Here is a 20,218-nt window from a genome sequence, read left to right as displayed (position 1 = left end):
CGCGGCTCACCATGGCCGGCTCATGAGCCTCTTCACCGGCCGCCCTCCCGGCGCGCGTGTGCCGCGACGCTCCCCGGCGCTATCGGCACGATGCCCTCGGGCGGCGGATGTCGTCCGGCTCGCCGAGCGCGGAGACCACGAGCAGCACCGCGTACGACAAGCTGACGGTGACCGCCGGTTCGACCACCCTGGCGACCTACTCGAACCTCAACCACAACTCCGGGTACGCGCAGAAGACCTTCTACCTGTCCTCGCTGGCGGGCCGGACGGTCACCCTGAAGTTCAACGGCGTGGAGGACTCCTCGCTGCAGACCAGCTTCGTCGTGGACGACACCGCCCTGACGACCGGCTGATCTTCCGGTACGGCCCCGGGTCCCGCACGTGGAAGCCGTCCGCGTGCGGGGTACGCCGTACCCACCTGGTCGTGGCGGAACGCCACGAGCCGGTGTCGCCGCCCGCCCGCCCGTCGTTCAGAGTGGCGGAAGGTGCGTTCGAAACCGGGTACAGATTCGGGCTGCGTCGCCGGCGCGCCCGTTGTGAGCCCCTGGCGTGCCGGTTCACCAACTGCTGTTGGTCACGCCAGGGAGCTCGCCCGCGTGGGCCATCTCGCGTACGCGGATGCGGGACAGGCCGAAGGCGCGCAGGTAGCCGCGGGGGCGGCCGTCCACGGAGTCGCGATTGCGCAGGCGGGTGGCGCTGGCGTCACGGGGATGCCGGCGTAGTTCCCGCTGGGCGGCGGTGCGGTCCTCGTCGGAGCTCCCGGGGAACGCGATGATCGCCTTCAACGCGGCGCGGCGCGCGGCGTATCGGGCCACGACGAGGCGCCGCTGGTCGTTCTTCGCGATCTTGCTCTTCTTCGCCATCAGACCTTCCCTCCGCGGGCGCGGATGCGGGCCACCGCGGCCTCGATGCCGATCGTGTCGACCGTCTTGATGCCCTTGGCCGAGAGCGTGAGCCGGACGTGGCGGCCTTCGCTCGGTAGCCAGAAGCGCTTGCGCTGGATGTTCGGATCGAAGCGGCGCTTGCTGCGCCGGTGCGAGTGGGAGATGCGATGGCCGAAGCCGGGCTGTCGGCCGGTGAGTTGGCAGTGGGCGGACATGGCTGTTCCTCCTTGGGGTGGATGCAGCAGCACATTAGCGCTTGATGAAAATGAAAACCAATCCCATGTATGGTCTGTCCATGGCCCGTAACGAACTGCGCCCGATCATCAAGCTGAGGTCCACCGCTGGCACTGGCTACACCTACGTGACCCGCAAGAACCGCCGTAACAACCCCGACCGGCTCACCCTGCGCAAGTACGACCCGGTCGCCGGCCGCCACGTCGACTTCCGTGAGGAGCGCTGAGAGCCGTGAAGCCCGGAATCCACCCCGAGTACCGCCCGGTCGTCTTCCGTGACCGGGCCGCCGACTACGCCTTCCTCACCCGGTCGACCGCCACGAGCGACAAGACCATCGAATGGGAGGACGGCAACACCTACCCGGTCATCGACGTCGAGATCTCCTCGGCGAGCCACCCCTTCTACACCGGCACCCAGCGGGTCCTGGACACCGCGGGGCGGGTCGAGCGCTTCGAGCGGCGGTACGGACGCGGACGGAGCGAGCGGTGAACGGGGACGAGGCGCGGCTGCCGGTCGCGATCGTCGCCGGGTTGCACGCCGACGCCCGCCGGGCCGCCGTCGAGGAGATCCTGCGTACGGTCCCCGGCTCGGTCGCGCTGCACCACGACCTGACGTCCGCCGCCGATAGCTCGGTGCACCGAACGGTGCGCGACGCCGACGGTTTGCTGGGCAGTGCCGACGCGCCCCTGGTGAACGACTGCGCGTGCTGCGCACTTCGCGAGGATCTCGTCCCCGAACTGCTGCGGCTCGCAGCGGAGGGAACGTACCGGCTGGCCGTCGTGGAACTGTGGGACGCCGTCGAGCCCCAGGCCATGGCCGGAGTCATCGCCGCCGCGGGCGCACCGCTGGCGCTGACCGGGGTCGCCACCGCGGTCGACCCGGCACTCGTCCTGCCGTACCTGTCCAACGGCGACGACCTGGCCGACGTCGGCCTCGCCGCCGCGCCGACCGACCAGCGCACGGTCGCCGACACCTTCGCCCGGCAGCTGGAGTACCCCACGGTGATCGCCCTCGGCGAGGACGATTCTTGCGACGAGGTCGCCGACGACACCGACCACGCGCTGCTCGCCCAGCTCACACCAGGCGCACGAAGCGTACGGGTGGAGAGCGACGGTGCCCTGGGGGCAGCGCTGTTGGCGGGCTTCGACGTGGCAGCGGCCGCCGCCCGTGTGCATCCCGCGTGCGCGCTGTTGCCGCAGTCGTGCGAGGAGCACGGCGTGAGCACCTTCGTCTGGCGGCGCGAACGGCCCTTCCATCCGCAGCGCCTGTACGCGGCGCTTGAGGACCTCACCTGCGCCGCCGCGCGCAGCCGGGGGCGGTTCTGGCTGGCGGACCGCCCCGACACACTGCTGTCGTGGGACGCCGCCGGCGGCGCGCTGTGCGTGGAGTCGGCCGGTCCTTGGCTGGCAGCTCTGCCCGACGCCGCCTGGGAGATGGTGACCGCCGAGCGCCGCCTCGCCGCCTCCGTGGACTGGCACCCGGAACACGGCGACCGCTGCCAGTACCTCACGTTCACCTCGCCCGGCCTGGACCGCGACGGCCTGTCGGCCCTGCTCGATTCCTGTCTGCTCACCGACGACGAGTACGCGGCGGGCAGGAACCGATGGAAGCAACTCCCGCACGCCTTCGACGACTTGCTCGACCCAGTGACCTGAAAGAGAGGACCGACCTCACCATGACCCGACGCACAAGCATCCGGCGGCAGACGGCCAAGCGTCAGCGCACCAACCCGCTGGACGCCGCCGGCATCACCTACATCGACTACAAGGACACCGATCTGCTGCGGAAGTTCATCTCCGACCGCGGGAAGATCCGCAGCCGTCGGGTGACCCACGTGACGCGTCAGCAGCAGCGGCAGATAGCGCAGGCCGTCAAGAGCGCGCGCGAGATGGCGCTCCTTCCCTACAGCTCCCGATAGAGCGGTGGTCACCCGCCGGAGTCAGCCCTGCCGGGCGTCGCAATGGTCTCCGCGGGTGACCGCTTGGGGCGTGACACCGGCCCAGGCGATCGGCGTGCTCATCACGTTCGGTGGGCTGCACCCCGAGCACGTGTACCGGGCCGGGCGGCGCCGTGGCTGCGTTCGCCGCCCGGCCCGGGGTCCTCAGACGCCCGCCACGCGTGGGGGATGCTCGTGCTCGCAGGTGTCGTCGATGCCGTAGGTGTCCCAGGTGGGGAACGGGTCCGTGAGCGGCAGGCTCTCCTCGTCGGCCATGAGGCAGTCGGTCAATGCCGCGTGCAGTGCGTCCGCGTGCAGGTGTGTGCCGATGAAGACCAGTTCCTGGCGCTCGGGGCTGTCGGCGTCGCGAGCGGCGGAGGGCTCGAAGCGTGCGACGGAGCCGGCCTGTGACCACAGGCCCGTCACGCGCGGGCGGCTGGCGAGGGTGAAGAAGCCCTTGGAGCGCAGGATCTGCCCGTATGCGCCGCTGTCCATCTCCTCGGTGACGAACCGCCACAACCTTCCGGGATGGAAGGGCAGTTCGGAGCGGAAGACAGTGGAGGCGATGCCGTACTCCTCGGTCTCCGGGACGCGGTCGCCGTTGAGCTCCATGACCCAGCCGGGCGCCTGCTGGGCGCGCTCCAGGTCGAACAGCCGGGTGTCGAGTACGGCCTTGAGATCCACGCGTCCGTGGACGGCGGGAACGATCCGGGCCACCGGGTTCAGGCGCATGAGGGTCGCTCGCAGCCGCTCGGCGGCGGTGTCGTCGACCAGGTCGAGCTTGTTCAGGACGATGATGTCGGCGAACTCGATCTGGTCCATCAGCAGGTCGCTGACGGTGCGTTCGTCGTCCTCGTACTGGTCCAGGCCGCGCTCGACGAGTTCGTCGCCGCTTGCCAGCTCGGGCAGGAAGTTCGCGGCGTCCACGACCGTGACCATGGTGTCCAGGCGGGCGATCTCACCGAGGGTGGCGCCGTCGTCGCGGGCGAAGGCGAACGTCGCGGCGACCGGCATGGGTTCGGAGATTCCGGACGACTCGATGAGCAGGTAGTCGAAGCGGCCCTCGCGGGCCAGCCGGTCGACCTCCTGAAGCAGGTCGTCGCGCAGGGTGCAGCAGATGCAGCCGTTGGTCATCTCGACCAGGCGTTCCTCGGTGCGCGACAGGGCCGCCTCGCCGCCCCGCACCAGGGCGGCGTCGATGTTGACCTCGCTCATGTCGTTGACGATGACCGCGACGCGCAGGCCCTCGCGGTTGCCGAGGACATGATTGAGGAGGCTGGTCTTGCCCGCGCCGAGGAAACCGGACAGGACGGTGACGGGCAGTCGGCCGGAGGGGCCGGACGGCATCAACGCTCAGCCCTCGGGGCGCAGCAGACCGCGCTCGTACGCCTTCACCAGCCGCTGCGGTACCAGGTATGACACTCCGTCGACGATGACCGGTACGAGCGCCGGCGTTGTCGCCTTCCACTGGGCGCGGCGGTGGCGGGTGTTGCTGCGGGACATCTTCCGCTTGGGGACGGCCATGGGAATCCTCCTGGATCGGGTAGCGAATAGAGGCTACATGAAAATGAACACCATTATGAACTGGCTTAGTTGCGCCGTCCGGGTGGCCGCCACCCTCCAGGCCCTGGCCACCCCTTCCCGGCTGCTGATCCTCTCCCGCCTGCGGGAAGGTCCGTGCCCCGCCACCGAACTCGCCACCGAGGTCGGCATGGAGCAGTCCGCCTGCTCCCACCAGCTGCGCCTGCTGCGCAACCTCGGCCTGGTCGTCGGCCGGCGCCAGGGCCGCTCGGTGATCTACGCGCTCTACGACAACCACGTCGCCGAACTCCTCGATCAGGCCGTCTACCACATCGAGCACCTGCGGCTCGGACTCAGCGATGCCGACGCGGATCCGGCGGACGAGGCCACGCTCGGCGTGAGTCGTTGATCAGAGGCGCGGCTGGCGGCACAATTCGGCTGAGAGGCCGGTGCCTGCTGGAGTATCTGGCGCCCGCGGGCGCTCACGCCTTCGATACCCCAATGACGCATCGTGTGACGCGCATCGCCAAGGAGGCGGGGACTCGCCCTCGGCTGCTGACGCCCGCATCCGCCCGTTGGCCAGGCGGACCGGTTGAGCTTCCGGCGACCGTCGGCGCAGGGAGGGCCACCGGGCTCACAACCGCAGCGCGGGAGGCACGCCTCGTCCTCGCAGCGGGCTGGGTCACTGACCCGGTGCCGTTCGACGCGAGGACGAGGTTTTCACGGGGTGAACGTCAGAACTGGAGCGCCCAGGAGTCGATCTTCCCGGTGTCCAGGGCCGCGTTGTCGCTGACCCTCAGCTTCCACGTGCCGTTGGCCACCTCGGAGGAGGCGTTGACCGAGTACGTGGTGTTGATGTCGTCCGAACTGCCGCCGGTGCCGTACGACTTGAGCGTGTACGCCGTGCCGTCGGGAGCGATCAGCTGGACCTGGAGGTCGCCGATGTAGGTGTGGACGATGTGGACCTCGACAGCGAGGGCTGCGGGCGCGTTGCCGGTCACTCCGCTGACCGTGACCGGGGACTCCACGGTCGAGTTGTCGTTGATCGCGTAGTCGGCCGTGTTCTCGAAGCGCGGGCCGGGCGGGGTCGTGGTGCCGCCGCCCACGTTCAGCAGGCGGTTGGGCGAGCCCGTGCCGGGGTTACCGACGACGCCGGTGGAGGCGGCGGCGACGAGCCCCGAGGCGACCTGCGCCGGGGTGGAGCCGGGGTGGTCCGCCAGGTATACCGCCGCCGCGCCGGTGACGTGCGGTGTCGCCATCGACGTACCGGAGATGGTGTTGGTGGCGGTGTCGCTGCTGTTCCAGGCCGAGGTGATCGAGGAGCCCGGCGCGAAGATGTCCAGGATGGAGCCGTAGTTGGAGAAGCTGGAGCGAGCGTCGCTGGAGGTGGTCGAGCCGACCGTGATGGCCTCGCTCACCCTCGCGGGCGAGTAGTTGGAGGCGTTGGCGCTGTCGTTGCCCGCCGCGACCGCGAAGGTCACGCCGGAGGCGATGGCGTTGCGGACGGCGGTGTCGAGAGCGCTGTCCGCGCCGCCGCCGAGGGACATGTTGGCGACGGACGGGCCCGAGTGGTTCTGGGCCACCCAGTCGATGCCCGCGACGACCTGGGCGGTGGTGCCGGAGCCGGAGTTGTCCAGCACGCGCACGGCGACGATCTTCGCCTTCTTGGCGACACCGTAGGAGTTTCCGGCGACGGTGCCGGCGACGTGTGTGCCGTGGCCGTTGCCGTCCTGGGCGGTGTTGTCGTTGTCGACGGCGTCGTAGCCGTAGGAGGCGCGTCCGCCGAAGTCTGTGTGCGTGATGCGGACACCGGTGTCGATGATGTACGCCGTCACGCCCTGGCCGGCCGAGTCCGGGTAGGTGTACTTGCTGTCCAGCGGGAGGTTCTTCTGGTCGATGCGGTCCAGGCCCCAGGAGGGCGGGTTGGTCTGGGTCGCGTCGATGTGGAAGGTGCGGTTCTGGACGACGGACGCGACGGCCGGGTCGGCGGCGAATCGTTTTGCCTCCGCCTTGGACGCCTCGATCGCATAGCCGTTCAGGGCCTTGCGGTACGTGCGCTCGATCGTGGCGCCGTAGCGCTTGGCCAGGGCCCGGCCCTCGGCGGAGACGGCCTTCGCCGCGTTCGCCTTCAGGGTCACGAGGTAGCTGCCGGCGACGGAGTTCGCCGCCCCCTCGTACTGGATGCGGCCTTCGGGAGCGGCTGGAGCCGCGTCGGCGGGGGCGGCGGAGACGAGGCCCGCGACGAGCATCGCGGTGGCCGTCGCGCTGATCGCGGCCAGTCTTCGCCTGGAATGACGCATCACTGCCATGTGAGGGATCCTCCTCAATCGGTGGTGCGCTAGTGGGGGTAGTGCGGGCACCGAAACGACACGGCGAGGTAATCGGTCGTGAGCATGTCAAGTTCTGGGACTTTCATCGGGCCCTCGCCTGTGCTTCTCCTGTGCGTCAGTCGAAAGATTGAGCCCTCTAAAGGAATCGCACAAGGGCTCTGCGTAGACGTAACAGACGTGTCACACCGGACATGACACCCCATCGGTTGGGGTGTGTGGGGAAAGCGCTGGTCACGGTCGCTTGTTGATGACTGCGGTCGGCGCGGTCTCCACTCCCGCCTCCCACCTCGCTAGGCCGTAAGCGAAGGTGCGCCGGCACGGCCCACTGCTGATCCCGTCGGTGCGTCACCGGCGTTCGGGCCTGCCCGGTTCGGCCGCGCGCTCGCCGACCCGATCCGCTGTCGTATCCTGCTCGCCCTGCGCGAAGCTCCGGCCTGCCCAGCCGATCTCGTCGATGCGCTGTCGTTCGGCTGTGCGTCCGGGTTCTGGACGTATACCGGCGCGCCGAACCCGGCGGGGGTGGCGCCGCGCACCACATGTTGCTCACCCACGGGGCTGAACGGGACGGCATCGAACTCTGCGAACATGTGAGGCCGTTGACTCCATGGCGACGGACGAGACCTGGAGTGAATCTACCCCGACAGGCTCGTGGCCTGAGCCTGATCACTTTGCTGTCCCGCGAACCGTTGCGGCGCCCCTCCGTAGGCCGTCGAAACGGGCACGGCTGGCCTTCGATGCGAGCTACGAGCGCGAAGGCCGCGGAGGTGTTGGCGACCAAGGACGGCTGCCTGTGGTTGGCGCGGTTGCTGCAATTCACTGTTGCACTGCTGGGATTCACCGCGTGGTCTCTTCGAGCCACCCCGCGGGGAAGAACGGCGTAGGGATCAATGCGGCGAATGCGATCTGAGCCATTACCTGGAACGCCAGAGGTTCGCTGGCGCTGCTCGCCAGGAGGGGCCAAGCACAGACGACCAGCGGGAGGGAAAGCAGCACACGGAACCGGACCGTCTCCATCTGACTGTGGACCCAGACCGCGAAAATGGCGATGACCAGGGTGGGAATACCGATGATCAGCAACATGCCCATCCCCAACGTCATGATCTCCAGGAAGGTTTCTTTCCACCAGACGGTCTGAGAGATGGCCAGCCACGCTGCGGTGTGGAGGAGCACGTATGTAAGCACACACCGCCCCATTCGCCCCAGGATGTACCCAAGTCTGCCGGCGGGTCCCATCTCTGTCGCCATCCATGCCCCCATGCCCAAGCCCCATATTTGAACGCGTTCAATATAGTGCACTGGCTGCCTGACAGCAGCGTCGGGATCCGTGACGGCCACTGGAAGGCGACCCCGTTGGCGTGAGAAGCGGATGCAAAAGGCCCGGGGCCGTGATCGGTCCGGGGTCTTTCGCCGGGTGCCCTCGGCAGGTTCAGCGAGGTGAGGCGAGAGTGGGCGTGACCTGCGGATTCTCCGGCCTCATTGGCTCCCGGCGGGAGTTACCCCTCTGAAGTCAATGGAGCTGCAGGAGACACGGGCGGTCGGCGCCGATTGGTGGGGTTGCTGTACGTCGCTGCTGTACTGCAACAGATTCGGAGAACCCTGCGGGCTCTGGAAGTGTGGCTGATCATGAGCTTGCCATGTACGGGTTGCTCCCGATGCTGACAACCTGTCGCGCAGCCCATAGCATCCACGCGTGGACGTGGCACCACTGCTTGGGACGTTGCTCGGCGGACTCATCGGTGTGGGGTCCACTGCGTTCGTCGACCGATTGCGTGCTCGCCGGGATCAAGACGATCGCTGGCAGGAACTACACCGAGATGCCTTCGGGCGTTACCTCACAGCAGTCAGTGAGGCGTCGCTCGCCATGCGACAGGCGTTGCGAGTTGCCCAGCTTGCCGGCCAAGACGTGAGTCCCGCAGTTCACGAGTCTCTGGTCAGGAGCCGCGTCTACAGTGCGTACCACAACCTGGCCGTCGTGGCGGAAGAGAGTGTTGTGGCTCAAGCCAACGACGTCTTGATCGCACTTGAGCGTGCTCGCGATCTACTGATTGCTGGCGTGGGCCTGGAAGCGCCCGAGTATCGGGATGCGCGCGCAACGCTGCTGGCCCAGCTTGCGAGGCTGCGTGACGACATGCGGCGGGTCCTTGGGCTGAAGCCAGTGAGGCCGCTCCCAGATGGTTCTTCGTGATCGCCTTTATACGTCTACCGGTTGAGGGGCGCCGCTCGTGCGGTACAGATACTTTGAGGTCTGGCCTCATCTTCGCTAGGTCGATCACGGGGTCCGCCAACGTCGAGCAACAGCACCTGGGTATCGGCCGATCGTGCACTGAGGTCCGGCGTCGATCGTGGTTGTTCATGCTTGTTGGTGTCAGCGGCTGGTGTCAGTCGCCGCACGCGGTCTTGACAAGGGCTGTTTCATATCGCCCAGCCGTCGGAGGGCGAAGAAGGGCGGGGCAAAGGCGCTGGCGCGGAGGGGCAACAGCCGGGGTAGAGTCTCGCGGACTGGGGGAGGTGAGCCATGGCCGCGCTTTTCTATTCCGCTGTCGTGGTCGGCGTCGCGTTGATCGCTTTCCTGGTCCTGCGGGAGCACGGAACGCGGCTTGCGAAGGCGGCTTCCTGGTTGTGTCTGGCAGTCGCCGCACTCCCCGGACTGGGACTCATCGGCGTCGTTCTTCAAGTGGTCTTCGGGTCGTGAGACTGGTGCGGGGGCTATGACGCTGTCAAGTCGCTTGCCGGGTCATGGGCTGGGCTGGGTGAACTGCCCGGCTCCGGATCAGGTGAGGATGCCACGGCTGATCAGGCGTTTAGCGCGCAGGACGCAGCCGAACCCCTTCCTCCGCCCACCACTCACCCCAGCTTCCATCCCGTACGCCGTCGACCCACACACCGTGGAGCGGCGTGGGAGCTCCCCGCGCACGCCACTACGGACCCGCGGGCGGGAACGGTGCCCCTCCATCCCGGTGCCGGCCGATCCCCCGCCGGAGGCATTGCCTTGACCGCGGGCCGCTCAATGCGGTGATCGACTCATGTCCACCGGCCCTATCCACACGTGAGCGCGCCCGGCGGAGCGGAGCGCAGCCGGGGCTTGATGAGGTAGAGAAGCCTGCAACGATGATCGTCAGTTTTAGATCGAGAAGTTGGTCATCCCCTCCCGCACCTATGTGCCCGTGACGCCCGCACACCTGACTGGCACACCGTCAGAAAAGTCAGCAACAGGTCAGTGTGAGTCCTCAGACACCCGGCGGCAGCTGACCGCACATGCGAAACGTTGTAGCCTCCGAACATCGCCCTTGACCTGCAAAAAGCAGGCAGGGAGCAGACGAATCGGGAGTTTCTTCGTGTTTCGTACAATGTTCAAGTCCAAGATCCACCGAGCCACCGTCACCCAGGCCGACCTGCACTATGTGGGATCGGTGACGATCGATGCGGATCTTCTCGACGCCGCCGACCTGCTCCCCGGTGAGCTGGTACACATCGTCGACATCACCAACGGCGCCCGCCTGGAGACGTACGTCATCGAGGGCGAGCGCGGCTCGGGTGTGATCGGGATCAACGGGGCGGCCGCCCATCTCGTGCATCCCGGTGACCTGGTGATCATCATCAGCTACGCTCAGGTCACCGACGCCGAGGCGCGGGAGTTGCGGCCCCGGGTCGTGCACGTAGACGCCGGCAACCGCATCGTGGCGCTCGGCGCCGACCCGTCCGAGCCGGTGCCCGGTTCGGACCAGGAGCGCAGCCCGCAGGCCGTTTCGGCCTGACCGGCGGACGACGACCAGGAGCGTGCGTGGCCATGAGTGACATCGAGATCCGTGACGACCGGGCGGCGGGCCGCCTGGAGGCCCTCGGTGACGGTGAAGTCGTGGGACACATCGAGTACTTCGTGCTCGACTCGCCCGCGCGCGCCCTGGTCCCGGTCCACACGATCGTGGAGCCCGCCCACGAGGGCAAGGGCATCGCCGGATCCCTGGCCCGGGAGCTGTACACCGTCGCCGAGCGCGAAGGCGTTCCCGTCGCCCCGCTGTGCCCGTACGTCGTCAAGTGGGCGGAACGACACCCCGAGGCGGCCCCGCCGGCCGACCCGGCCCTGCTCGCGGCCGCGAAGGACTGGCTGCGGGCCCACCCCGGCCGGTTCTGACCGGACGGGGGACGCGCTCGGATGCTGCTCGCTCTGCTGCACACCTCACCCGCCCACATCCCGGTCTTCGACGCCCTGCGCGACGCGGACCACCCGGACCTGGAGCTACGGCACTTCGTCTCCGAGGAGCTGTTGGAGCGGGCCCGGCGGGAAGGCCCCGAGGCGGTCACGGCGGACGTGCGGGACGCGCTGGTGCGGGCCGCCGGCACCGGGGCGCGGGCCGTGCTCTGCACCTGCTCCAGCATCGGCGCCGTCGCGGAGGCCCAGGCCGCCGCGGTCGGCGTACCGGTGCTGCGGGTCGACCGGCCCATGGCGGCGGCCGCCGTGGCGACGGGCCCGAGCGTGGTCGTCCTCGGCACGGTGCGGAGCACCCTCGGCCCGACCGCCGACCTCGTCGAGGAGGAGGCCCGGCGCTCCGCCCGGACCGTGTCCGTACGTACTCAGCTGGTCGACGGCGCCTGGGACCATTTCGCGGCCGGCGACACCGACGCGTACGCCCGGCACATCGCGGCCGCGGCCGACGAGATCACCGACGCCGACGTGATCGTCCTGGCCCAGGCATCCATGACCCCGGCCCAGCAGCTGACCTCCACCATGATCCCGGTGCTCTCCAGCCCCCGCCCGGGCCTCGCCGCCGCGGCAGCCTCTGCAGCGATGTGAGTGGCGGCGCGGCCGCAGGGTAGTCGGGGAGTAGGGCCTGTCTTCCGGATCAGGCCGGCTCCGGCCGACCGAGCTTCCTGGCTCCGGCAAGATCCGGAAGACAGGTCCTGGTCCAGAGGCGACGCCGTCCGCCCGGCGACTGCCCGGAGGCTCCCATGACGACCCCATACCCAGACCCCGCTTCCCCGGGCCCGCCCCCGACCCCGGGCCCCACTCCGCCGGACCCGTACCCCAGCCCGGTCCCACCCCCCGAACCGAGCCCTGAGCCCACCCCACCGGGTCCCGGCCCGGAACCCACTCCGCCCCCGGGGCCCCCACCGGGACCCCCGCCCACTCCGCCGGGCCCGCACCCGGAGCCCCCGCCCCCGGCCCCGCCGGAACCCCCACCGTCCCCGATCCCCCCGGGCCCCGAGCCCGTACCGAACCCGGAACCAGGCCCACCTCTCACCTAAAAGGCACCGAGGGGAACCAGCGCCCCAAAGGGGCGCGGGGCTGTATCGACATGCGGCTCCGCCGCGCGGGCGCGACCAGCCACGGCAGAGCCGCACTCGCCGGACGACCATTCCCCCCGCCCCTCCAGGCGTACAAACCGCCCTTACGCGGACACCTCACTCCGGTCCCCGCCCCACAGCGTGTGGAACGACCCCTCCCCGTCCACCCGCCGGTACGTGTGCGCCCCGAAGAAGTCCCGCTGCCCCTGCGTCAGAGCCGCCGGCAGGCGATACGCACGCAACGCGTCGTAGTACGCCAGCGCCGCCGAGAAGCCCGGCGTCGGCACGCCCTGGCGCACCCCCGCGATGACCACCTCGCGCCAGTCGTCCTGCGCGGCGGCGATCTCCTGTGCGAACGTGTCGTCGGACAGCAGGCTCGGCAGGTCGGGCCGGGCGTCGTACGCGGCGCGGATGCGGTCGAGGAAGGCCGCGCGGATGATGCAGCCGCCCCGCCAGATCGAGGCGACGGCGCCGAGGTCGATGTCCCAGCCGTACTCCGCGCTGCCGGCGGCGATCTCGTGGAAGCCCTGCGTGTAGGAGACGATCTTCGAGGCGTACAGCGCCTGCTCCACGCGGTCCGCGAAGGCGGCCGCCTCCTCCCTGCTCAGCGGGGTCGGCGTGGGGCCCGCCAGGCCGCGCGAGGCCTCCCGCAGGGCCGCGTGCCCGGACAGGGAGCGGGCGAAGACGGCCTCCGCGATGCCCGACACCGGGACGCCCAGGTCGAGGGCGATCTGGACCGTCCAGCGTCCGGTGCCCTTCTGCTCGGCCTGGTCCACCACCACGTCCACGAACGGCTTCCCGGTCGCCGCGTCCACGTGGGACAGCACCTCGGCCGTGATCTCGATCAGGTAGGAGTCGAGGCGGCCCCGGTTCCAGGTGCGGAAGATGTCCGCGATCTCGGCGGGGGAGTACCCGGCGACGTCGCGCAGCAGCTGGTAGGCCTCGCCGATCAGCTGCATGTCGGCGTACTCGATGCCGTTGTGGACCATCTTCACGAAGTGCCCGGCACCGTCGGGGCCGCAGTGCGTGACACAGGGCGCGCCGTCCGCCGCCTTCGCGGAGATCTTCTCCAGCATCGGGCCGAGCGACGCGTACGACTCCGTCGAGCCGCCCGGCATGATGCTCGGCCCGTGCAGCGCGCCCTCCTCGCCGCCGGAGATGCCCGTGCCGACGAAGTGGATGCCCCGCTCGCGCAGCTCCCGCTCACGGCGCCGGGTGTCCGCGAAGTGCGCGTTGCCACCGTCGATGATCATGTCGCCGGCCTCCAGCAGCGGCGCGAACTCCTCGATCACCGCGTCCGTCGGCTCACCGGCCTTGACCATGATGACCAGCCGGCGGGGCCGCTCCAGGGCCGCCACGAACTCCTCGGCGGTCTCGGCCGGGACGAAGTCCCCCTCGTCGCCGAACTCTTCCACCAGCGCCTTCGTCCGCGACACCGTACGGTTGTGCACGGCGACCGCGTAGCCGTTGCGCGCGAAGTTCCGGGCGAGGTTGCGGCCCATGACCGCGAGGCCCGTGACACCGATCTGCGCTGAAGTGCTCATACCGCCTGCTCCCTAGCTGCCTCGTGACCACAGCTGCCTCGTGAATACAGCTGCTGTGTGACTACGGCTCCGTCGCTGCGGGCCCATGGCCCATCCTGACGTGCCGCTACGGCGAGCGCACATCCGACCCGCCACGCTTGTCTACGGACGGAAGGCACGTCTCGCCTCAGTTCGCGGGTGCGTGCGGGCGAACCGGCCAAGGACGGCCCGTTCCCGGCCACTTGGCCTCGGCATGCGGCCGGTTTCCCATCTTGTCATGGCCTGTTCCCCGCGCTTACTTTTGCCGCTCCTGACGCATGTCGAGGGGATTTCGGACATGGCCGTACGCGGCCGGCATCGCCGGTACCAGCCGACCAGGATCAACCGCGCCTCGCTGACCGTCACGGCGGGCGGCGCCGGCCTCGCGATCCCGCTGGTCGCCGTCGGCAGTGCCGACGCGGCCGACGCGTCCACCTGGAACAAGGTCGCCGCCTGCGAGTCCAGCGGAAACTGGAGCATCAACACGGGCAACGGCTACTACGGCGGGCTGCAGTTCACCCGGCCCACCTGGGAGGCGTACGGCGGCACCCGGTACGCGCCGCGTGCCGATCTGGCCACCCGGGAGCAGCAGATCGCCGTCGCCGAGCGGGTCCTGGACGGGCAGGGGCCCGGCGCCTGGCCGGTGTGCTCGGTGCGGGCCGGACTGACCCTCCCCCACTCTCAGCTTCGTTCGAGCGGGGGGACCCCCACCGGCGGGAGCCCCGAAGGCCACCCGGGCGGCACCCCGGCACTCCACACGGACGGCGCCGCGGCCCGTCCGGCGAGGACGGCCTCGGTGCGGGACGTGCAGCCCCAGACCACCCCGCAGTCCCGCGCGGGCCGGGCCGAGATGTATACCGTGGTGCACGGCGACACCCTCTCCGGCATCGCCGACGAGCATCACGTCCGGGGCGGCTGGCAGCGGCTGTACGCGGGCAACCGGGCGACGATCGGGTCCGATCCCGACCTGATCCTGCCCGGCCAGCGGCTGAACCTGCGCACCCCCGCCGCCCCGGCGCCCGGCACGCACACCACCCCCTCCAAGTCCCCGGCGAAGAAGGCCCCTTCGCAGCGGAAGGCGCCCGCGCCGAAGAAGACCCCGGCGGAGAAGAAGAGCCACGAGCGGACGAAGAGCCACGAGCGGACGAGGGGCCACACGGAGCACACGACCTCGCCGCATTCGACGTCCACCGGCGGCCACGCGCTCGTCGCCCCGGTGCACGCCTCGATCGGCACCGGCTACCACGTGGCCGGCTCGCACTGGTCGAAGGGCTACCACACCGGCGTCGACTTCCTCGTGCCGACGGGCACCTCCGTCCGGGCGGCCGCGGCCGGTCACGTGGTGGCCGCCGGCTGGGGCGGGTCGTACGGCTACCAGGTGGTCATCCGGCACGCCGACGGCCGCTACACGCAGTACGCCCACCTGTCCGCGATCTCCGTGCGGGCCGGGCAGAGCGTGTCCTCGGGCCAGCGCATCGGCCGGTCCGGGTCGACCGGAAACGTCACGGGCCCGCATCTGCACTTCGAGGTGCGGACGGGGCCCGGTTTCGGCTCGGACATCGACCCGATCGCCTACCTCCGGGCCGGCGGCGTCAGCATCTGACGTGCGGTGTGCTGCCGGCCCAGCAGGGCCGGCGGCACCGGGATGCTCGCGGACAGCGGGACGTACGACGCCGGGTCGGCGTACGGGGCGGCGGGCCCTCCCGGCAGCGGCACACCGTCCAGGAACGGCCGGTCGGGCACGAGCACGCCGCCCCTGAGACGGGCACCGGCATGGAAGCCGGGACGGGGACCGAAACCGTGGCAGGGAGCGGCCGACAGCAGGTCCTCCACGGACGCACCGTCCGGCCCGTCCAGGATCTGCCCGACCTTTGCCAGGACGTCCTTCGCGACGACGTCCTTGGCGATGACGTCCTTCGCCAGGACGGCCTCCTCCAGGACGGCCTCCTCCAGCTCCGTCTCCGCCGCCGCGCGCTGCCGGGGCACGACCGCGAGCGGCTCGACGGTGAGCGACGGCTCGTGGTGCGCGGTGACGGCCTGCCCGGCCGTGCCGTCCGCGGCCGGGACCGGGGTGCTCTCCAGCCGTTCCGTCGTCAGCAGGATCAGCCCGCCGGCCGCCACGACCCCGCAGCCGAGGGCGAGTACGGTGCCCGTGGTGCCGTAGCGGAACGTCTCGCCGAACATCAGGATGCCGACGGCGGCGGCCAGCACCGGGTTGACCACGGTCAGGGTGGCCAGGGGTGCGGCCAGGCCGCCGCCCCGGTAGGAGGCCTGGGACAGCATGACCCCGGCGACCGCGAACACGCCGATCACCGCCAGGGAGGGCAGGTCGCCGAGGTCGATCCCGTTGCTCCAGTCGACGGCGACGGTCTTGGTGAACACGGACGACATGCCGAACGCGATGCCGGAGCCGGTGGCGAGCAGCACGCTGCGCACCGCCGGGTGCCGGTGCGCGGCCCGGCCCGCGACCATCAGCGCGACGACCGCCCCGCCGGTGACCAGCGCGACGGCCACCCGCTGGGCCGTGTCCAGGGAGTGCCCCTCGGCGGAGCCGACCAGGGACAGCAGGCCCGCGAGGCCCGCTGTGGCCATGATGGCGCCGCGCCAGGCGGCCGACCCTGCCCTGCGGCCGACGAACAGCGCCGCCATGGGCAGGGCGAAGACGATGGTCAGCGCGCCCAGCGGCTGCACCAGGCTGAGGGGGCCGTAGGCGAGCGCCACGACGTGCAGCACCCCGCCGAGTCCGTTCAGCGCCAGCGCCGCCCACCAGCTCGGCCGGCGCAGCGGCGCGTACCGTTCGTCGGGGCAGGACACCGCGACCTGCTCCTGCACGATCGCTCCGCCGGCGTAGGCGACGGCGGAGACGAACGACAGCAGCACGGACAGCGCGAGGGCGCTCATGAGCGTCTCCTCTGCGGGAGGCGGGCCCATGGGGCCCGGCGCGGCGTACGGTCGGCTTCCATGGTCAACACTCTGCCCGCTCGGACCCTTCCCGTCGTCGTACCTGAGCACGCAATGGGTCCTACTGCCGATGGAGTAGGGAAGCCCTCCGATCATCCCCAAGAGGGGTGACCCGGGGTGGAGACCCCTGAGTCCCGGACGGCGATCGAGCCTGATACCAGTGTGCTGGTGGACCTCGACCCCGATCTCGCCGCCCTCCGCCCCCTCGGCGGCTTCTTCGCCCTCCGCACGGCCGGAGCGTCAGCCGGACCCGGCCCCGGCGCACTGCCGAACTTCGCGGAGACGTATCAAACGATCAGTTCGGATGGTGACGGAAATGCCATGACGTTCCGCGTCGCCGTCGTCGCGGACCGGCTGCGCGTCGCCGAACCGCGGGTGTGCGCCTCGCTCGCCCAACAGGCCCTGGCCGCACGCCTGTGGTCGGTCGCCCTGGGCTGCGCCGTCCTGTACGGCGGCGTGCCCGATCTCGATCCGCGCCTGCTGCGCTGGGACGCCTCGGCGACCGTGCCCGACGACCTGTGGCTGACCGAGGTGCGACCGCTGCCCGGGGACGCCGCCACGCTCCTCGACACCGTGCTCCACGCCCATCTCCAGCCCCTAGGGGAAGCCCTGACGTCCCGGTACGGGGTCGCGTCCGGGCTGCTGTGGGGCAACGCCGGCTCGGCGCTCGCCGCCGCGGCCCGCGAACTGGACCGCTGGGTGCGCGCGAACGGCCGTACCGACGCCGCCGAGCGGGCCGCCGCCCTCACCGACGACCTCTTCGCCCACCCCCTGCTGCGCGCCACCGGCACCCGCGCCGGCACGGCGTTCCGGCGCCGCAGTTGCTGCCTGTACTACCGCGTGCCCGGCGGGGGAGTCTGCGGCGACTGCTGCTTCACCCGGCCGCCGGACTCTTCCCCGCGGGCCGCATCTGGGTGACCATGAGGGGAACCTGCCGCCGGGACAAGGGGGTTGTCGGGTGCGAGTGGGACTGCTGACCCGGGAGTACCCCCCGGACGTGTACGGCGGCGCCGGTGTCCATGTCGAGTTCCTCGCCCGGGAGCTGACCTCCCTCGTGGACCTGGAGGTGCACTGCTGGGGCGAGGGCCGCGGCGTCGGCGTCGTACGCCACCGCCCCTGGCCCGTCCTGGACGGCTCCAACGACGCGTTGCGCACCTTCTCCGTGGACCTCGCCATCGCGGCCGCCCTCGAGGACCGCGAACTCGTCCACTCCCACACCTGGTACGCGGGCCTCGCCGGCCATCTCGCCAAGCTCCTGTACGGCGTCCCGCACGTGGTGACCGCCCACTCGCTGGAGCCGCTGCGCCCCTGGAAGGCCGAGCAGCTCGGCGGCGGATACGCGCTGTCGAGCTGGGCCGAGCGCACCGCGATCGAGGCCGCGGACGCGGTGATCGCCGTGTCGGGGGCCATGCGCGAGGACATCCTCGCCTGCTATCCGGCCCTGGACCCGGCGCGGGTCCACGTCGTGCACAACGGCATCGACACCACCCTCTACCGGCCCGACCACGGCATCGACGCGCTCACCCGGCACGGCATCGACCCGGCCCGCCCGTACGTCCTGTTCGTCGGCCGGATCACCCGCCAGAAGGGCGTGCCCCATCTGCTGCGCGCGGTACGGGACATCGACCCGGGCACCCAGGTCGTGCTGTGCGCGGGCGCGCCCGACACCCCGGAGATCGACCGGGAGTTCCGGGACCTGTACGAGGAGCTGAGCCGGGCGCGCGCGGGCGTGTTCTGGATCCCGCAGATGCTGCCGCGCACGGAGGTGATCCAACTCCTCACGCGCGCCGCCGTGTTCGTCTGCCCCTCGGTGTACGAACCCCTGGGCATCGTCAACCTGGAGGCGATGGCCTGCGGCACGCCGGTGGTGGCCTCCCGGGTCGGCGGGATCCCCGAGGTCGTCGCGGACGGCCGCACCGGTCTGCTGGTCGACGTGGACGACGACTTCACGACCGGCCTCGCCCGCGCCCTGGACACCCTCCTCGCCGACCCGGAGGCGGCCCGGCGCATGGGGGAGGCCGGACGGCGGCGTGCCGTCGGCGAGTTCGGCTGGGACGCGGTGGCCCGGCGCACGGCCGGGCTCTACGAGGAGATCCTCAAGCAGGCTTAGTCCGGCCTGCTCGGGGCAGCCATGGTTCAACCAGGGTGAGGGGAGCGGCCATGCGTCGTGGAGGGCCTTCGGTTCTCGGGATCGTTCTGGCGGGCGGCGAGGGAAAGCGCCTGATGCCGCTGACCACGGACCGCGCCAAACCGGCCGTCACCTTCGGCGGCACCTATCGGCTCGTCGACTTCGTCCTGTCCAACCTCGTCAACGCCGACGTGCTGCGCATCTGCGTGCTGACCCAGTACAAGTCGCACTCGCTGGACCGGCACGTCACCACCACCTGGCGGATGTCCAGCCTGCTCGGCAACTACGTCACCCCGGTCCCGGCGCAGCAGCGCCTCGGCCCCCGCTGGTATCTGGGCAGCGCCGACGCGATCCTGCAGTCCCTGAACCTGGTGTACGACGAACAGCCCGACTACGTCGCGGTGTTCGGCGCCGACCACGTGTACCGCATGGACCCGCGGCAGATGCTCCAACAGCACATCGAGAACGGCGCGGGCGTCACCGTGGCCGGCATCCGCGTGCCGCGCTCGGAGTCCTCGTCGTTCGGGGTGATCACGCCCGGTTCGGACGGCCGTACCGTCCGGCGCTTCCTGGAGAAACCGGCCGACCCGCCCGGGCTGCCGGACGACCCCGAGCGCGTGTTCGCCTCGATGGGCAACTACATCTTCACCACCAAGGTCCTGGTCGAGTCGCTGCAACGGGACGCCGAGGACGAGCAGTCCGTGCACGACATGGGCGGCTCGATCCTGCCCCAGCTCACCGCCCGCGGCGAGGCACAGCTGTACGACTTCAGCGACAACCACGTGCCCGGCGAGACCAGCCGCGACCAGGGCTACTGGCGGGACGTCGGCACCCTGGACGCCTACTACGACGCCCACATGGACCTGATCGCCGAGCGCCCCGCCTTCAACCTCTACAACCGTCAGTGGCCCGTCTACACCCACTCCAACCAGCTTTCCCCGGCCCGCTTCAACGCGGGCGGCATCGCCAGCGAGTCCATCATCAGCGCGGGCTGCCTGATCCGCGGTCAGGTCAGCCGGTCGGTGCTCTCCCCGGGGGTACGGGTCGATCCGGGCGCTGTCGTTCAGGGTTCGGTGCTGCACGACAACGTCCGCATCGGCCGCGGCGCCGTCGTCCGCGGCGCCATCCTCGACAAGAACGTCGAGGTCCCGCCCGGCGCCACGATCGGTGTCAACCCGGGGCGGGACGGCGAGCTGTACACCGTCTCCGAGGGCGGAGTGATCGCTCTCGGCAAGGGCCAACGAGTCACCTGACGAACCCCGCCGCCTCCCTCCCGGGGGCGACTGCTTCCGCGACGCGCCGACACATTCCGCCCAGGATGCCCGAGTTCACGTCGTTCGCCCTTCACGATGCAGGCAGCGATGTCGAACCTTCGGAGG

At 70.4% G+C, this 20,218-nt stretch carries 22 protein-coding genes and 2 pseudogenes; 16 read left to right on the top strand and 8 right to left on the bottom strand.

What is annotated here, in order from left to right:
* Window positions 1-125: 125 nt before the first annotated feature.
* Window positions 126-353, top strand: a pseudogene (locus ABZ865_RS06355) (hypothetical protein); the annotation flags it as partial.
* Window positions 354-557: 204 nt separating this feature from the next.
* Here ABZ865_RS06355 and rpsN read toward each other — a convergent pair.
* Window positions 558-863 (bottom strand): 30S ribosomal protein S14, encoded by a 306-nt coding sequence (gene rpsN, locus ABZ865_RS06350; RefSeq protein ID WP_361224794.1) that lies wholly within the window; start codon window positions 861-863, stop codon window positions 558-560.
* Window positions 863-1,099, bottom strand: coding sequence for a 50S ribosomal protein L28 (gene rpmB / locus ABZ865_RS06345; protein WP_361224790.1), 237 nt, complete (start codon window positions 1,097-1,099; stop codon window positions 863-865). The genes rpsN and rpmB overlap by 1 nt, the downstream gene beginning before the upstream one ends.
* Window positions 1,100-1,179: 80 nt before the next feature.
* Here rpmB and rpmG point away from each other — a divergent pair, with 80 nt between their 5' ends.
* From rpmG to rpsR, 4 genes are read left to right on the top strand one after another with little or no spacing between them, the layout of a single operon-like run.
* The gene (rpmG, locus tag ABZ865_RS06340) at window positions 1,180-1,344 is read left to right on the top strand and encodes a 50S ribosomal protein L33 (protein ID WP_014150502.1); all 165 of its coding nucleotides are present in this window, start codon (window positions 1,180-1,182) and stop codon (window positions 1,342-1,344) included.
* Window positions 1,345-1,349: 5 nt separating this feature from the next.
* Window positions 1,350-1,607 carry a type B 50S ribosomal protein L31 gene (locus ABZ865_RS06335; protein WP_330337050.1) on the top strand — a complete coding sequence of 86 codons (258 nt, stop codon included), beginning with the start codon at window positions 1,350-1,352 and terminating at the stop codon, window positions 1,605-1,607.
* Window positions 1,604-2,773: a GTP-binding protein gene (locus ABZ865_RS06330; RefSeq protein WP_361224785.1), complete on the top strand. Its 1,170-nt coding sequence runs from the start codon at window positions 1,604-1,606 to the stop codon at window positions 2,771-2,773. Before ABZ865_RS06335 ends, ABZ865_RS06330 begins: the two co-directional genes overlap by 4 nt.
* Window positions 2,774-2,793: 20 nt before the next feature.
* Complete coding sequence (gene rpsR, locus ABZ865_RS06325) at window positions 2,794-3,036, top strand: 30S ribosomal protein S18 (RefSeq protein ID WP_361224782.1); 243 nt, start codon at window positions 2,794-2,796, stop codon at window positions 3,034-3,036.
* Between the two features lie 183 nt (window positions 3,037-3,219).
* On the opposite strand, the gene ABZ865_RS06320 is transcribed toward rpsR, so the two are convergent.
* Window positions 3,220-4,401: a GTP-binding protein gene (locus ABZ865_RS06320; RefSeq protein WP_361224779.1), complete on the bottom strand. Its 1,182-nt coding sequence runs from the start codon at window positions 4,399-4,401 to the stop codon at window positions 3,220-3,222.
* Between the two features lie 6 nt (window positions 4,402-4,407).
* Window positions 4,408-4,578 (bottom strand): 50S ribosomal protein L32, encoded by a 171-nt coding sequence (rpmF, locus tag ABZ865_RS06315; RefSeq protein WP_055709034.1) that lies wholly within the window; start codon window positions 4,576-4,578, stop codon window positions 4,408-4,410.
* Between the two features lie 43 nt (window positions 4,579-4,621).
* Here rpmF and ABZ865_RS06310 point away from each other — a divergent pair, with 43 nt between their 5' ends.
* The gene (locus ABZ865_RS06310; RefSeq protein ID WP_361224775.1) at window positions 4,622-4,984 is read left to right on the top strand and encodes a metalloregulator ArsR/SmtB family transcription factor; all 363 of its coding nucleotides are present in this window, start codon (window positions 4,622-4,624) and stop codon (window positions 4,982-4,984) included.
* Between the two features lie 325 nt (window positions 4,985-5,309).
* On the opposite strand, the gene ABZ865_RS06305 is transcribed toward ABZ865_RS06310, so the two are convergent.
* Complete coding sequence (locus ABZ865_RS06305; RefSeq protein ID WP_361224772.1) at window positions 5,310-6,884, bottom strand: S8 family peptidase; 1,575 nt, start codon at window positions 6,882-6,884, stop codon at window positions 5,310-5,312.
* A gap of 414 nt (window positions 6,885-7,298) precedes the next feature.
* Here ABZ865_RS06305 and ABZ865_RS06300 point away from each other — a divergent pair.
* Window positions 7,299-7,367: pseudogene (locus ABZ865_RS06300) on the top strand (transcriptional regulator); the annotation flags it as partial.
* A gap of 372 nt (window positions 7,368-7,739) precedes the next feature.
* On the opposite strand, the gene ABZ865_RS06295 reads toward ABZ865_RS06300, so the two are convergent.
* Window positions 7,740-8,075, bottom strand: a complete 336-nt coding sequence (locus ABZ865_RS06295; protein ID WP_361224769.1) for a hypothetical protein — start codon at window positions 8,073-8,075, stop codon at window positions 7,740-7,742.
* Between the two features lie 520 nt (window positions 8,076-8,595).
* Between ABZ865_RS06295 and ABZ865_RS06290 the strand changes: the two genes are divergently transcribed.
* The 5 genes from ABZ865_RS06290 to ABZ865_RS06270 all read left to right on the top strand — a co-directional run bounded on the left by ABZ865_RS06290 (window position 8,596) and on the right by ABZ865_RS06270 (window position 11,697).
* Window positions 8,596-9,090 (top strand): hypothetical protein, encoded by a 495-nt coding sequence (locus ABZ865_RS06290; RefSeq protein ID WP_361224766.1) that lies wholly within the window; start codon window positions 8,596-8,598, stop codon window positions 9,088-9,090.
* 330 nt (window positions 9,091-9,420) lie between these two features.
* Window positions 9,421-9,597, top strand: a complete 177-nt coding sequence (locus ABZ865_RS06285) for a hypothetical protein (RefSeq protein WP_361224763.1) — start codon at window positions 9,421-9,423, stop codon at window positions 9,595-9,597.
* 643 nt (window positions 9,598-10,240) lie between these two features.
* The gene (gene panD, locus ABZ865_RS06280; RefSeq protein WP_361224759.1) at window positions 10,241-10,660 is read left to right on the top strand and encodes an aspartate 1-decarboxylase; all 420 of its coding nucleotides are present in this window, start codon (window positions 10,241-10,243) and stop codon (window positions 10,658-10,660) included.
* A 32-nt stretch (window positions 10,661-10,692) separates the two neighbouring features.
* Window positions 10,693-11,037: a GNAT family N-acetyltransferase gene (locus ABZ865_RS06275; protein WP_361224756.1), complete on the top strand. Its 345-nt coding sequence runs from the start codon at window positions 10,693-10,695 to the stop codon at window positions 11,035-11,037.
* 24 nt (window positions 11,038-11,061) lie between these two features.
* Window positions 11,062-11,697 (top strand): aspartate/glutamate racemase family protein, encoded by a 636-nt coding sequence (locus ABZ865_RS06270; protein WP_361227162.1) that lies wholly within the window; start codon window positions 11,062-11,064, stop codon window positions 11,695-11,697.
* A gap of 595 nt (window positions 11,698-12,292) precedes the next feature.
* Here ABZ865_RS06270 and gndA read toward each other — a convergent pair.
* A complete protein-coding gene (gndA, locus tag ABZ865_RS06265; RefSeq protein WP_361224753.1) occupies window positions 12,293-13,732 on the bottom strand; it encodes an NADP-dependent phosphogluconate dehydrogenase in 1,440 nt (479 codons plus the stop codon).
* A 316-nt stretch (window positions 13,733-14,048) separates the two neighbouring features.
* On the opposite strand from gndA, the gene ABZ865_RS06260 reads away from it, so the two are divergent.
* The gene (locus ABZ865_RS06260; RefSeq protein WP_361224750.1) at window positions 14,049-15,353 is read left to right on the top strand and encodes a transglycosylase family protein; all 1,305 of its coding nucleotides are present in this window, start codon (window positions 14,049-14,051) and stop codon (window positions 15,351-15,353) included.
* Here the strand turns inward: ABZ865_RS06260 and ABZ865_RS06255 are convergent.
* Window positions 15,323-16,651: a DMT family transporter gene (locus tag ABZ865_RS06255; protein ID WP_361224747.1), complete on the bottom strand. Its 1,329-nt coding sequence runs from the start codon at window positions 16,649-16,651 to the stop codon at window positions 15,323-15,325. The genes ABZ865_RS06260 and ABZ865_RS06255 overlap by 31 nt on opposite strands.
* Window positions 16,652-16,879: 228 nt before the next feature.
* On the opposite strand from ABZ865_RS06255, the gene ABZ865_RS06250 reads away from it, so the two are divergent.
* From ABZ865_RS06250 to glgC, 3 genes are read left to right on the top strand one after another with little or no spacing between them, the layout of a single operon-like run.
* Window positions 16,880-17,629, top strand: coding sequence for a (2Fe-2S)-binding protein (locus tag ABZ865_RS06250; protein WP_361227159.1), 750 nt, complete (start codon window positions 16,880-16,882; stop codon window positions 17,627-17,629).
* A 46-nt stretch (window positions 17,630-17,675) separates the two neighbouring features.
* A complete protein-coding gene (glgA, locus tag ABZ865_RS06245) occupies window positions 17,676-18,821 on the top strand; it encodes a glycogen synthase (RefSeq protein ID WP_361227156.1) in 1,146 nt (381 codons plus the stop codon).
* Window positions 18,822-18,871: 50 nt separating this feature from the next.
* Window positions 18,872-20,092, top strand: coding sequence for a glucose-1-phosphate adenylyltransferase (glgC, locus tag ABZ865_RS06240; RefSeq protein WP_361224744.1), 1,221 nt, complete (start codon window positions 18,872-18,874; stop codon window positions 20,090-20,092).
* Window positions 20,093-20,218: the final 126 nt, after the last annotated feature.

It is taken from the genome of Streptomyces sp. NPDC047085, from assembly GCF_040643735.1.
GTDB lineage: Bacteria > Actinomycetota > Actinomycetes > Streptomycetales > Streptomycetaceae > Streptomyces.
This window is presented reverse-complemented; position numbering and strand designations above follow the sequence as displayed.